12 protein-coding genes are annotated in these 14,387 nt (G+C 39.3%); all 12 read left to right on the top strand.

All coding sequences use genetic code 11. The annotated features are described in order from the left end of the window. Positions 1-8: 8 nt before the first annotated feature. The 12 genes from EO122_RS03685 (at position 9) to era (ending at position 14,297) form a co-directional block, all read left to right on the top strand. Positions 9-827: a pyruvate, water dikinase regulatory protein gene (locus tag EO122_RS03685; RefSeq protein WP_126937313.1), complete on the top strand. Its 819-nt coding sequence runs from the start codon at positions 9-11 to the stop codon at positions 825-827. Positions 828-842: 15 nt separating this feature from the next. Further along, complete coding sequence (locus tag EO122_RS03680; protein ID WP_127009423.1) at positions 843-1,829, top strand: deoxyguanosinetriphosphate triphosphohydrolase; 987 nt, start codon at positions 843-845, stop codon at positions 1,827-1,829. A 164-nt stretch (positions 1,830-1,993) separates the two neighbouring features. Continuing rightward, positions 1,994-3,310, top strand: a complete 1,317-nt coding sequence (locus tag EO122_RS03675; RefSeq protein WP_127009422.1) for an ATP-binding protein — start codon at positions 1,994-1,996, stop codon at positions 3,308-3,310. A gap of 101 nt (positions 3,311-3,411) precedes the next feature. Continuing rightward, complete coding sequence (locus tag EO122_RS03670) at positions 3,412-3,783, top strand: TetR/AcrR family transcriptional regulator (protein ID WP_127009421.1); 372 nt, start codon at positions 3,412-3,414, stop codon at positions 3,781-3,783. Continuing rightward, positions 3,755-3,997, top strand: coding sequence for a hypothetical protein (locus tag EO122_RS03665; protein WP_127009420.1), 243 nt, complete (start codon positions 3,755-3,757; stop codon positions 3,995-3,997). Before EO122_RS03670 ends, EO122_RS03665 begins: the two co-directional genes overlap by 29 nt. Continuing rightward, the gene (locus EO122_RS03660; RefSeq protein ID WP_009354038.1) at positions 3,978-5,144 is read left to right on the top strand and encodes an efflux RND transporter periplasmic adaptor subunit; all 1,167 of its coding nucleotides are present in this window, start codon (positions 3,978-3,980) and stop codon (positions 5,142-5,144) included. The genes EO122_RS03665 and EO122_RS03660 overlap by 20 nt, the downstream gene beginning before the upstream one ends. Positions 5,145-5,153: 9 nt before the next feature. Beyond that, positions 5,154-8,318 carry an efflux RND transporter permease subunit gene (locus tag EO122_RS03655; protein WP_127009419.1) on the top strand — a complete coding sequence of 1,055 codons (3,165 nt, stop codon included), beginning with the start codon at positions 5,154-5,156 and terminating at the stop codon, positions 8,316-8,318. Positions 8,319-9,033: 715 nt separating this feature from the next. Continuing rightward, entirely contained in the window at positions 9,034-10,986 is a 1,953-nt protein-coding gene (locus tag EO122_RS03650) for a DUF4080 domain-containing protein (RefSeq protein ID WP_371413183.1), read from the top strand. 1 nt (position 10,987) lies between these two features. Beyond that, positions 10,988-11,950 (top strand): TIGR01212 family radical SAM protein, encoded by a 963-nt coding sequence (locus tag EO122_RS03645; protein ID WP_127009418.1) that lies wholly within the window; start codon positions 10,988-10,990, stop codon positions 11,948-11,950. Between the two features lie 10 nt (positions 11,951-11,960). Further along, entirely contained in the window at positions 11,961-12,932 is a 972-nt protein-coding gene (locus tag EO122_RS03640) for a PhoH family protein (RefSeq protein ID WP_127009417.1), read from the top strand. Continuing rightward, on the top strand, positions 12,929-13,405 hold the full coding sequence (gene ybeY / locus EO122_RS03635) for an rRNA maturation RNase YbeY (RefSeq protein ID WP_127009416.1): 477 nt from the start codon (positions 12,929-12,931) through the stop codon (positions 13,403-13,405). The genes EO122_RS03640 and ybeY overlap by 4 nt, the downstream gene beginning before the upstream one ends. After that, the gene (era, locus tag EO122_RS03630; protein ID WP_127009415.1) at positions 13,398-14,297 is read left to right on the top strand and encodes a GTPase Era; all 900 of its coding nucleotides are present in this window, start codon (positions 13,398-13,400) and stop codon (positions 14,295-14,297) included. Before ybeY ends, era begins: the two co-directional genes overlap by 8 nt. Positions 14,298-14,387: the final 90 nt, after the last annotated feature.

Below are 14,387 nucleotides of genomic sequence, written 5' to 3'. Positions count from 1 at the left end.
GAGTAAGTATGGCTAAAATTATTTATGCAATCTCTGATTCTTTAGGGGAAACAGCAGAATCTGTGGCGCGTGCTACGGCGAGTCAATATGATAAAGAAACAATTGATATTGTTCGTGTGCCCTATATTAATGATGAATTACAAATCAATGAAGTAGTGAAAGAGGCAGCGGCTGGTGGACATGTAATCTGTCATACTATTGTATCGCCAGATCTTCGTGCTTACTTGGATATGGCTTGTAAAGAGCAAGGGGTGCAATCCGTGGATATCATGGGCCCAGTGATGAATGCAGTGGGAACCATGACAGAGACTGAGCCTCGATTGGCACCGGGTATGATTCATAAGCTAGACCAAGAATATTTTAAAAAGGTAGAGGCTATTGAATTTGCTGTGAAATATGATGATGGGAAAAATCCAAAAGGTTTTGAAAAAGCAGATATTGTCATTATTGGTATTTCTCGTACAAGTAAGACACCATTGTCCATGTTCTTAGCCTACAAAAAAATAAAAGCTGCCAACTTGCCATTGGTACCAGAAGTACCTTTGCCAGAGGAATTATTCCAAATCCCTGGTCGCAAAATTGTGGGGTTAATTATTGATCCTTTCAAACTAAACAATATTCGTGAAGAACGTCTTCGTACAATGGGGTTACATGCAGACGCTAACTATGCGAATGTAAGCCGTATTGAAGAAGAATTAAATTACGCAAAAACTGTGATGAGACGGTTGCATTGTCCCGTCCTTGATGTGACAAACAAATCCATTGAGGAAACGGCAGGAATGGTAATGCAAATCATTCAAAAAAATCGCGTCATGGAAACGCGATAAGTGAGGAGGTGTCATATGAGTATTCGTGAAATGCTAGAAGAACGAGAATACACGATTCTAAGTCCTTATGCAGCTAAGAGCAGAGAGTCTGTGCGTGACCGTGAAGAAGAACAAGATCCGTATCGGACAGATTTTCAGCGGGATCGGGATCGTATTCTTCATAGTAAATGTTTCCGCCGATTAAAACATAAAACTCAGGTTTATATTGCACCTGGAGATCATTACCGAACTCGTATGACACATACTTTGGAAGTAGGTCAAATTGGTCGGACTATTGCCCGTGCTTTGCGTTTGAATGAAGATTTGACAGAAGCTATCGCTATGGGCCATGATGTGGGACACACGCCATTTGGTCATGTAGGGGAATATGCTCTTCGTGATATGGTAGGCCATTTCAATCATAATGAACAGAGCTTGCGCATGGTGGAAAGTATTGAAAAAAATGGACGAGGACTCAACTTAACTACGGCAGTTCGTGATGGTATTTTAGGTCATACAGGTTCTCATATACCGATTACTCTAGAGGGGCAAATTATTCGTACAGCTGACCGTATTGCGTACTTATGCCATGATTTTGATGATGCACTGCGTGCACATATGCTAAAGGTAGATGATTTGCCGAAAGAAGTGGTACAAGTCTTTGGAGATACCCATTCTAAGATGATTACGGCTATGGTGACAGATATGGTGACATCTTCTATGGATCAACCTGTGATTTCCATGTCGGACCGTGGGGTAGAAACCATGAATATTTTCCGTCGCTTTATGTTTGAACGAGTCTATCGTGCTCCTTCATTAATTCCAGATCGAAATAAAGGCGATTATGTAGTAAAACACCTCTTTATGTATTATAAAGAGCATCCAGAAGAAATTCGTCATGAAATCCACCATGATAATCCTATCACAGACCAAGATATCGTGGATTATGTGGCGGGACTGACGGATAACTATGCCATCAAACTATTTACAGAATATTATATCCCGAAAGTATGGGACAATTAATTTGCTTTTACAGAAATGCTACGCTAAGACGTGGCATTTTTTGTTTGTAAATTTAGGGTATTCATGCCCTAAACTCTTGAAAAATAAAAGTTTGGGGTATTAATGCCCTAAACTTTCTAAAAATAGAAGTTTGGGGTATAATACATGTAAAAGGAGTGATACGAATGAATCGTAGGAAACAATTAAAAGTACGACACAAATATTTAGAACAGCTGATTGCTTTTAAAGATACAGAACCTGTTAAAGTCATCACTGGAATCAGACGTTGTGGAAAATCTAGCTTAATGCTTTTAATGCAGGAATATTTAATACGGCAAGGAATCCCTGAGGAGCAAATTATAGCCATTAATTTTGAATCTTTAACATTTCAAGAAATGACCTATAAGGATTTATACAATTATGTGAAAAATAAAGTTACCACAGAGAATACATACTATTTATTTTTTGATGAACTTCAGAAGATTGATCAGTGGGAATTAGCTATTAATTCGTTCCGAGTAGATTTTAATTGCGATATTTATATTACGGGGTCCAATTCGTATTTGTTATCATCGGAATATTCCACTTATTTATCTGGAAGATATGTTGAAATTAAAATGTATCCGTTATCGTTTAGTGAATTTATAGACTTTCACGGATATCAAGTTACAGAATATAAAACGCCCATGGGACATGTTAAGAAACGCGCAGTGAATGAGCAACAGGATATTGTAGAACTAAGTGATTTATTCGATGCGTATATGCGGTATGGTGGCATGCCAGGGATAGCAGATGTAGGATTAGAACAGGATAAAGCTTTCATACTATTAGATGGCGTGTATTCTACTGTAGTGGTGCGTGATATTTTAGAGCGTGAAAGAAATCGTAAAGGACGGCAAGTCACCGATGCAGAATTACTTAGAAAAATAATTTTATTTTTAGCCGATAATATTGGAAATACTACATCATTTAACTCTATTAGCAATACTCTTGTATCTGAACAGATGATAGTGAATCGTGAAAAACAAGGGAAGCCTGCCAATCAAACGATTGCTGCTTATATAGGCGCGTTAAAAGAAACCTATTTATTCTATGATGTCAAACGATTTGATATAAAAGGAAAAGAATATTTGCGTACCTTGGGTAAGTACTACATTGTCGATATGGGATTGCGTAATTATTTGCTAGGAATACGTGATAGGGATCGAGGGCATGCTTTAGAAAATGTAGTATATCTTGAGCTATTGCGAAGAGGATACGATGTAGCTATTGGTAAGGTAGATACATTAGAAGTGGATTTTATTGCAACAACAGCAACGGAAAAACTTTATATTCAAGTAACGGAAACAATGAAGGATGAAACAGTAAGACAAAGAGAGCTAAAACCATTACAAAAAATTCCTAATAACTATAAAAAAATAGTTCTTTCTATGGATTTGGCATTAGATGATGATTATGATGGTATACATGTAGTAAGTATAGTAGATTGGCTACTTTCTTAGTTTGACATTTGTTCCTATTTTAAGTAAACTTAAAAGTGGTACTGAACAATGTAGATTGAGTTTTTAGTGTTTATACAAGAGAGTGTGAAAGGAGGACTATATTGGTTACCGTTAAAGAGAAAATTTTAGCAGCGGCGGCCATAATGATTGAAGAGCAAGGCATATCATTCCGCATGGATGATTTAGCAAAAGCATTGACTATTAGTAAACGTACGTTGTATGAACAATTTCGTTCTAAACATGAAATTGTAGAAACCATTTTAGTCCATGGGGCAGAAGACTTTTACAGACAGCATGAGAATATTGTGAACAATAAAAGTCTTACTGTAGAAGAAGTATTAAATAGGTATTTTAGAGTACGATCAAATTTGTATGCGGCTTTCAGTGGAGAATCTTTCATAGAAATCTTCTTATATACCGCAACTACAAGAAACGTTGAAAACTTTGTTCAAGAAAGATTGGGACTTACTTAAACACTATTTACTACACCAACAAGAGCAAGGAACTATTGCTCGCTATGTGGATGTTGATATTATCATTATGATGTTGCAAGGTGCTGTACGACGCATTGTGTTTGAAAGCTCCAATCATCATGAGGATATTTATAAATATATGCCAAAGGTTATTTCAGTTATATTACAGGGTATTACAAATAAGGGTGAAATGAATGAAAAAACAAGCGTATAATGGTTTAGTGGCAGCTAGCTTGGCAGCCCTTGTACTTGTATCTGGTTGTGGTGGACAAGCTCCGGGGCAAGGTCCAACGGAGGTTAACTCCTATAAAATCACAGCTACTGATACAAATGTACAAGAATCTTTCAATGGTACTGTATTGGCACAAAATTCTATTGTGATTCGAGCGAATGTATCCGGTCGAGTTGTTGAAAAATATGTAAAAGGGGGCGACACGGTAAAAGCCGGTCAAGCATTGTATCGTCTCGATGGACGTCAATACGAAGCGAACCTAGCTAGTGCACAAGCCAATGCAGCACGATCTAGCGCAGCGTACCAAAACTCTCAAGTCGATTTACAACGCTATCAAACATTGGCAAATGAAGATGCCATTGCCCGCCAAACACTGGATACACAAGCGAGTGTGGCGGCCCAAAATCGCGCTGCCTTAGAAGCGATGGAAGCACAAATCCGCTTAGCGGAAAATAATTTGCAAGATACAGTTGTATATGCGCCATTTGATGGTACATTGGAAATGGATGATGTAGATCTAGGGACCTTTGTTACAGCTGGTCAAACAGCACTTGTCACATTGAACTCTACAGATCCAGTATATGTACAATTTAGCATGAGTGAAGCGGAGTACTTAGAATATAAAAAAGCACATCGTTCTGTAGATGGCGAAGTAGAATTGAAATTGTCCAATGGTGAAATCTATGGTACTTACGATGATAATCACAAAATTGTAAGCACAATTAAAGGTCGCATTGTGGAAGCTGCGAAAAACTTAGATAGCGGTACAGGTCAGTTGATTTTAAAAGCAGCATTCCCAAATCCAAATCATATGTTGTTACCAAATATGTATGCATCCGTTATTACTAGCGGTGAAACTATTCAAGGGGCAATTTTAGTGCCGTCTCGTGCTTTATTACAAGTACTGGATAAAACATTTGTGATGGTCATCCGAGATGGTAAAGTAGAACAAGTACCAGTAACAACAAGTGGTACTAGTGGTAAATACACTATCATTCGTCCTTCCAAAGATGGGAAAGGCTTAACAGTAGGCGATGAAATCGTTGTTGACGGCTTAACAAAAGCGAAAAATGGAGCAGAAGTTAAGGCAACTTTATTAAGCAAGGAAGATATTGAGAAAGGTAATTAGGGTGATATTGTGTCAAAATTCTTTATTAATCGCCCTATCTTTGCCATCGTAATCTCTATTATTATTACATTGCTAGGGTTGATTTCCTTATCAAAACTGCCAATCGATAGATATCCACAGATTTCACCACCACAGGTACAGGTTCGTACTGCCTATATGGGTGCCAATGCTGAGGTTGTAAGCGAATCGGTAGCGGCAGTCATCGAAAAACAAATCGTTGGCGTCCAAAATATGGATTATATGAAATCCACGAGTACAGGGGATGGTTCTTATAACTTGACAGTTCAATTTGAGCAAGGAACTGATGCCGATATGGATACGGTAAACGTACAAAACCGTGTAGCCCGTGCCTTGGCATCCTTGCCATCCGAAGTACAAACGGTGGGCGTGACCACTACGAAATCTTCTGGTGATATGGCCATGGTATTCTCCTTGGTATCGCCAAATGGTAGTTATGATAGAACTTTCTTGAAAAACTATGCCACTAACTACATGATGGATGCCATCCAATCTGTGAATGGTGTGGGTACAGTGCAGGAGTTCGGTGCTGACTATGCTATGCGCATTTGGCTAGACCCTACAAAAATGTCTAAGTATGGCGTTACCATAACAGATGTAAGCAATGCGATTCGCAGTCAAAACAAACAGGCTGCAGCAGGTGCGTTAGGTTCCGATCCAATTGACAAAGATCAAGCTTTCAACACATCTGTGAAAGTACAAGGTCGTTTGGCTGAAATTTCAGAATTTGAAAATATCGTAATTAAAAAAGATAAAAAGAATAATTTATTGCATTTAAAAGATGTAGCTCGTGTTGAATTAGGGGCACAAAGTTATTCTGTAGAGCCTACAAGCTTCTCAAAAGAAACGGGCAATGATAAACCAGTAGCTGTATTTGCTGTTTCATTAACGAATGATGCGAATACATTAGAAACAATCAATGCTGTAAAAGAGGTTATTCACCAACAAGAAGAAGCATTCCCACCGGATATGCAAGCGAAGATTATTGTAGATAATACAAAATTCGTAAAAGCTTCTATGAAAGAAGTAGTAAAAACCTTTGCAGAAGCCTTGATTCTCGTAGCGATAATTGTGTACTTGTTCTTGCAAACATGGCAGTCTACAGTGATTCCAATGATTGCAGTGCCAGTATCTTTGATTGGTACTTTTGCGGCGTTCCAAGTAATGGGCTTTACTGTTAATACATTGACTTTGCTAGCCATGGTGTTAGCGATTGGCCTCGTCGTGGATGATGCCATCGTCGTAATCGAAGCTGTAGAATATGAAATGCGCTACAATGGGTTGAAACCAAAAGCGGCTACTGTGGCAGCCATGGAAAAAGTACAAGGCCCTGTTATTGGTATTGCCTTTGTATTGATTTCCGTATTCGTTCCAGTGGCCTTCATGGGTGGTTTAACGGGGGTATTGTATAAACAATTCGCTTTAACAGTAGCTATTTCTGTTATTAATTCTGCCTTTGTAGCATTGACATTGACGCCTGCATTGTGTGGTATTATGTTAAAACCACATAAGCCAAAAGAGACTACTAATATAGTGGGTCGTTTCTTGGAGTGGTTTAATGGATTCTTGGATCGAAGAATCGATCAGTATGGTATTCTTTTAGCTCGTTGGTCCAATCGTCTATGGGCCACATGGTTGGCATTGGCTATCTTCTTAGGTGCAGCTTTTGGTATGATGCGTATGGTGCCAAGTGGATTCGTACCTGCTGAAGATAGTGGCTATTTTCTGGTTGCGGTATCCTTGCCGCCAGGGGCTACTTCTAGCCGTACAAAAGATGTGTTAACTGATTTAGGTCACTTCTTGAATGAAGATAAAGATATGAATGGTACGATCACAGTGCCAGGTTTTGATGTCTTGTCAGGAACGGCACAAACTAGTGGTGGTGCCATCTTTACATCCTTAATTGATTGGGATGAAAGAACGCAACCAGATCAACAGCTTGGTTCGAAGATTAGAAATACTTTCATCCATGGTTCTAAGGACCCACGAGGAACGATTATTCCGTTGAATCCACCATCCCTCCCAGGTCTTGGTAATACAGGTGGTTTCTCCATGTACCTCATCAATAAAGCGGGTCATAGTACAGAACAAATGAATGCGGTAGTGCAACAGTTCTTAGGAGAAGCTCAAAAACGTCCTGAGTTCCGCAGTATTTATACGACTTTCAATACGGCCACACCATCCTATAATTTTGATGTGAATCGTGATAGAGCGGCTCGTGATGGCGTAGCGGTGACAGATATTTATACAGCCTTACAAGGATATTATGGTGGTATGCAGTTAAATGACTTTACTAAGTTTGGTAAAAACTACAAAGTTATGTTACAAGCGGACAATCAGTTCCGTACCGATCCTAGTATGAATCATCTGTTAACTGTTCGTAACGCTGCAGGTCAAATGGTGCCAGTTGATACGTATATTACACCGCAAAAAACGACATCTGCCTTTGTGGTAACACGATATAACAACTTCCCAGCAGTGAGCATCGGTGGTAATACTAACCAAGGTGTCAGCTCTGGTGATGCTATCAAAGCATTAGAAGAAGTGGCGAAAAATACATTGCCACAAGGATATACCTATGATTGGGGTGGACAAACTCGTGAGGAAATCAAAGCGGGGTCTCAAGTGTTGATTATCTTTGGATTCGGTATTGTCTTTGTATTCCTTGTGTTGGCTGCCTTGTATGAATCTTGGAAAGTGCCATTTGCAGTATTATTATCTGTTCCAACAGGTATCTTTGGTGCTGTTCTTGGTCCATGGTTATTCAATATGATTGGTGCCATGATGAAATCTACACATTTCTTTGCCTTGGATATTTACTTCCAAATCGGCTTACTTACATTAGTGGGCTTGGCAGCGAAGAATGCCATCTTAATCATCGAATATGCTAAGATTCGTGTTGATGAAAGAGGTATGAACTATGTAGATGCCGCTATTGAAGCAGCGAAGATTCGGTTACGTCCGATTTTGATGACGTCCTTAGCATTCATCATTGGATGTTTGCCATTGATGTTGGCAAGTGGCGCTGGCGCAGGTGCCCGTGCATCCTTGGGCGTAACAGTAGTATTTGGTATGATTACAGCTACATTCTTTGGGGTGGCAATCATTCCTATGCTGTTCATTATTATGGAAAAAATGGGATTTAAACGTCACTAATTAGGCTATGCAGCCTCGTGGGTCGTCACTTGTAAGGCTATGCAGCCTTGTGACGGTCTTAATTAGATAAAGGGAAGAGCACGACATATTCCTCCACAAACTGATCCTACGGTAGGTTTGCTCCGGAACATGTCGTGCTCTTCTTGTGTTTGTATTATTCAGTTAATAAGAACGCCACAAAGGCTACTACGTCTAACTGCGTTTCTCAGAGTATAATTAGAGCACGACATATTCCTTCACAAACTGATCCTACGGTAGGTTTGCTTTGGAACATGTCGTGCTCTTCTTGTGTTTGTATTATTCAGTTAATAAGGACGCCACAAAGGCTACTACGTCTAACTGCGTTTCTCAGAGTATAATTAGAGCACGACATATTCCTTCACAAACTGATCCTACGGTAGGTTTGCTTTGGAACATGTCGTGCTCTTCTTGTGTTTGTTTTATTTAGTCAGTAAGGGCTGACACAAAGGCTGCTACGCCTGACTGCGTTCCTCTAGGATAGGGATGGTAAAACTATTAAAATTAATTATAGATATTTATTGTTTCCTTAACTAGAAATGACAAAGCCTAACGTAAATGATAAGTGTTCGTACCACTTATACACGTTAGGCTTGTCATCGTTTTTTAGGACTTTATTATGTGGGAGAGGGTTGTATTATATGATATAATAGAAAAATAGCCGATGAACTAGTTTCATTCGATGAGTGAGGTACAGATGAAAGTTATTATTTCAACGTTGAATTCAAAATATATACATTCTTCTTTGGCGTTGCGCTATTTGCAGGCCTATGGAAGAACGAAGGACGAGGCATATGAGATAGTGGAATACACTATTAATATGCCTATTTTAGATATCTTAAACAATGTCACCACGTTAGATGCAGATGTAATAGGCTTTGCTTGTTATATCTGGAATATCGATATGACATTGCATCTATGTTCTATGATCAAAGCGGTCCGTCCTAGTACTAAGATTATCTTAGGTGGCCCTGAGGTAAGTTATACAGCGAGGGAACTATTAGAAGATAACCCCTATATTGACTATATTGTGCAAGGGGAAGCTGAGGAGGCTTTTACTTCCTTTGTGAAAGCAATTCGTACAGGGCAATCTCCTGTTAATCCCGTCATACCTGGCATTTTAGGCCGAGAACAGGGTCATATTCAGGGATCTGAAGAGGTGGTAGAGGTAAAGGATTTAAGCACTATACCTTTCCCGTACACGGAAGAAGATATGCTGACCTTAGGAAATAAAATTGTCTATTACGAATCTTCACGAGGTTGTCCGTTTTGTTGCCAGTATTGTTTATCTGGTAATCGCAACACCGTTCGATTCTTTCCCCGAGAACGGGTATTAGAAGAGTTGGCTTGGTTTGTGAGTCACAATGTAAAACAGGTGAAGTTTGTGGATCGTACGTTCAACTGTGCTCCTCATCATCATATTCCATTGATGGAGTGGATGCGTGACCATGGGGGACAGACGAACTTTCACTTGGAAATGGAATCCATTTTAATGACTGAAAAAGAAGTGGATATTTTAAGTTCTACTCGTCATGGACAAATACAGATTGAGGTTGGTGTCCAAAGTACTCATGATAAGACATTGGATGCCATCCATCGGCGCAATGATTGGGGCCGTATTCAGTCCGTTATCCCTCCGATTATCAAGGCGGGGCGCACTCATGTGCATATGGACTTAATTGTTGGTTTGCCACATGAAAGTAAGTCTATTTTTGAAAAATCCTTTAATGATTTATTCAGTTTGCAACCTCATGCGTTGCAGATTGGATTTTTAAAGTTATTAAAAGGCTCTGGCGTACGTTCCATGGCAGAGTACGAGTATATTGCGAATCCGAAAGCACCTTACGAAGTACTACAAACTCATGTCTTGCCTTATGATGATGTGCGTATGTTGAAACATTTTGAAGATGTGTTTGAACGTTTCTATAATAGTGAACGGTATCGCACAGTCTTTGGATACATTAGTAAAAGCTTAATCCAAGAAGGATCGGCCTTTGCCTATTTTGAAGACATGACCAAGCTATGGTTAGAAAAAGGGAATCAAGACCGCAAACTAAACGATGCAGATCAAATAGCATTTCTCTATGAGTTCTTCACCTTGAAAGGAGATCGAGTGGCATGTGATTTATTGCGCTATGATGTACTGACTTCTTTCAATGGGAAAATCCGTGATGAACGATTTGGTTTGTCTAAAGACAGAAAACAAGAAATGCAAGATGCCGAAATATTCTGGCGTGAGGAAGACTTAGTTCGACAATACATTCCTAACTATTCCTTTGTAGAATGGCGAAGAATCCGACAGGATTACCATACGATTAAGGTCTGTGGGGAATCATTGCCGTACTTAGGGATTCCAAGAAGTTTCTATGATGCTATAGAAGTTGTACCATCCAAAAATGTGGAGTACAATTATTCTACCACAAGTTCTATACATAGTGATCAGGAATGCTATACACAAGAAACCAGTGCGGTTAAACAAAGTAAGATTCTTGGGGCTACGACTGATAATGTTATAGCCGATAATAGATATATTATCATCATCGACGTAAAAGGTGAGACGAAACCTTTTATACGTCCTCAACAATGTGGAAATACCCAACTAACTCATTACGAACATGATGCGAGTCCAACGATCAGCGAGGAGGTGTGATATGAGTGATACGACAAAGCCAAAGCGGTATCGTATGATATCTGTGTTTTACAAAGAGCGCTATGGGGAGAAGGCGTATAAAATTCCAGTGGCATTACCTTTGACATGCCCCAATCGTGACGGATCAGCAGGTGTAGGTGGATGTACCTTCTGCGGTGAAATTGGAGCAGGCTACGAAAATCGACCAGCCTCGATGACGGTGAAACAGCAAATTGATGAGACTGTGGTACATATTGCAAAAAAGTATAAGGCCTATAAATATATACCGTACTTTCAGAATTTTAGTAATACCTATTTGCCACCAGAGAAGTTCCGCCACTATGTGGAGGAAGCGTGCTTAGAACATGTGGTAGGCATTGCCATTGCCACACGACCTGATTGTGTACATGATGTCTATTTAGATATTTTAAAAGATATACAAAACAAATATGGCATTGATATCTATGTAGAACTTGGCTTACAATCGGTGAACTATCATACACTACAAAAGGTAAACCGTGGGCATACGATGGCGGAGTTTATCGATGCAGTATTACGTATCAAGCGCTATGGGTTTGAAGTGTGTACTCATATGATACTCAACCTTCCATGGGACACCATGGACGATGTCATTGAAGGAGCGAAAACTTTATCAGCCTTACAAGTAGACCAAGTGAAGCTTCATGCATTATACTTAGTAAAGAATACGAAAATGACACGTGATTATGAGGCTGGTGAATTTACCTTAATCAGTGCAGAAGAATACGCTCGACGAGTGGTAGAATTCTTACGTTACCTAGACCCTAAGATTGTATTACAACGACTAGTAGGACGTGCGCCAGAGGAAAATACGATTTTTACGAATTGGTCTATGGGTTGGTGGCGCGTACAAGATTTGATAGACCAGATTATGGAAGACGAAGATATTTCTCAAGGCAGTGGCTATAATTATTTACATGGTGCTGCGGTTCAAAAATTTCTGTGAAAGGAAGCATATGGCTAATCAGAGATTTACCATACCTACTTATGACATGGTAGGACCTATCGTGGGACCTCAAGGATCTCACATGAAAGTATTAGAAGAACTATTGACAGTTGATATATTACATCGAGATACTATTGTGGATATAACAGGTTCAGAGGAATCTGTACAAGTAGCAATGGAAGTTCTAGATGTACTGTTATACTTGTTTAAAAATCATATTAAAATCGCCGATCATCATGTGCGTACTGCTGCCAATATGATTTTAAAAGGCGAAAAAGAGGCTCTTTTTCAACTCTACGAAGATACTATCAATGTGACTGTGAAGGGGAATCCTATCATTCCTAAAACAGTGGGCCAAAAACAGTATGTAGATAGTATCCGTTGCAATACGATCACCTTTGGTATTGGTCCTGCAGGAACAGGAAAAACCTATTTAGCTGTTGCACTGGCAGCATTTTACTTGAAAAATCGTGAAGTAGATCGCATTATTTTAACGAGACCTGCCGTAGAGGCAGGAGAAAAGCTAGGATATTTGCCAGGTGATTTACAAGAAAAAGTAGATCCCTATTTACGCCCTCTTTATGATGCTTTACATGATATGTTCGGTGTAGAACGAGTGCAGAAGATGCTCTTACAAGGGACTATCGAGGTAGCACCATTAGCATACATGCGTGGTCGCACCTTGGAACGATCCTTTGTTATCCTTGATGAAGGGCAGAATACGACGCCAGAACAGATGAAAATGTTTTTAACTCGCTTGGGGTATCAATCGAAAATGGTGGTCAATGGAGATCCTACGCAAATTGATTTACCTCCGAAAATCACATCCGGTTTGATTGAGGCAGAGCAAGTGTTACAACGCATCAAAGGGATTCGATGTATTTATTTTTCCGACCAAGATGTGGTGCGTCATGATTTAGTAGGTCGTATTGTGAAAGCCTATGAAGAGTATCAACTTTCAGAGAAAGGGAAACAAGAATGATTGTAAGTATTTCCTATGATGAGGGAATGGAACAGAATAGCACTTACGAAGAGGTCATTCAGCGGTGCTGTAATGAAGTGGCTCGTGTGTATGGATTGCACGAGGAAGATGAATATAGTGTGCTCCTCTGTAACAACAGAAAAATTCAGGAATTAAATCGTGAATACCGTGGAAAAGATATGCCTACAGATGTGTTATCGTTTGCCCTCAATGAGGGAGATGAAGCTTCTATCGAGGAAGAAGGTCAATTATTAGGAGATATTGTTATCTCCTTAGAGCGTACAGCAGAACAAGCAAAAGAGTATAACCATGATTTTATTCGTGAACTTGCCTATTTAACTGTTCATAGCTGTTTACATATTTTAGGCTATGACCATATGACAGATGAAGATAAAAAAGAAATGCGCACAGAAGAAGAGTTTGTGCTTGGTAATTTAGGTTATGTACGAGAGGATATGCCATATAATGAATAATGGAAAAGGATTCAAATCAGGCTTTGTAGCCGTTGTAGGACGACCAAATGTAGGAAAGTCTACATTAATTAATGCATTGATTGATGATAAAATTGTCATCGTATCTGATAAAGCGCAAACAACACGGAACCGTATTGTTTGTGTTTATACAGATGAAAAGAAGCAAATCGTATTTATGGATACACCAGGAATTCATAAGCCAAAACATAAATTGGGTGAATTCATGGTGGACCAAGCCGTAGATTCTTTGCGTGAAATAGAGGCGGTTCTGTTTGTGGTGGCTGCGAACGAAAAACGTGGTCCTGGGGATAACTTCGTCATTGAGCAATTACGTAAGGTGAATGTACCAGTGTTCCTCATTGTGAACAAAATTGATATAATGGAAAAACAAGACTTGTTAGAGGCTATTGTATCCTATGAAAATAGCTATCCTTTTGAGGCGGTGGTACCGATTTCTGCAAAGGAAAGAGACAATATTGAGGAAGTGGTGAATTTATTAGAAAAACATTTGCCAGAAGGTCCAAAATACTTCCCTGATGATATGATTACCGATCAGCCGGAGCGTTTGATTATCTCTGATATTGTGCGTGAAAAAATTCTATTGCAGACCCATGATGAAATTCCCCATGCTATTGCTGTAGACGTAGATGAAATGAAAACGAGAGAGGATGGCACTACCTATGTACGAGCTACTATTTACGTGGAACGAGATTCCCAAAAAGGTATCATCATTGGTAAACAAGGGGCCATGTTAAAAACTATTGGCCGCCAAGCTCGTGGTGATATAGAGCGTTTATTGGCTACAAAAGTATTCCTAGACTTATGGGTAAAAGTGAAAAAAGACTGGCGTAATAAATCCGGTATGTTATCGGAATTAGGATATCGCAATTAAACCTAGGTCATATAGTATATTGTATTACCTATGAATGATGAATACTGATGAGATAGACTCATCATAGAATAGGATAAAATATAATACAAT

It is taken from the genome of Veillonella sp. CHU110, from assembly GCF_003992255.1.
GTDB lineage: Bacteria > Bacillota > Negativicutes > Veillonellales > Veillonellaceae > F0422.
Note: the sequence above shows the minus strand (reverse complement) of the source record. Positions and strands in the feature narration are given on the sequence as shown.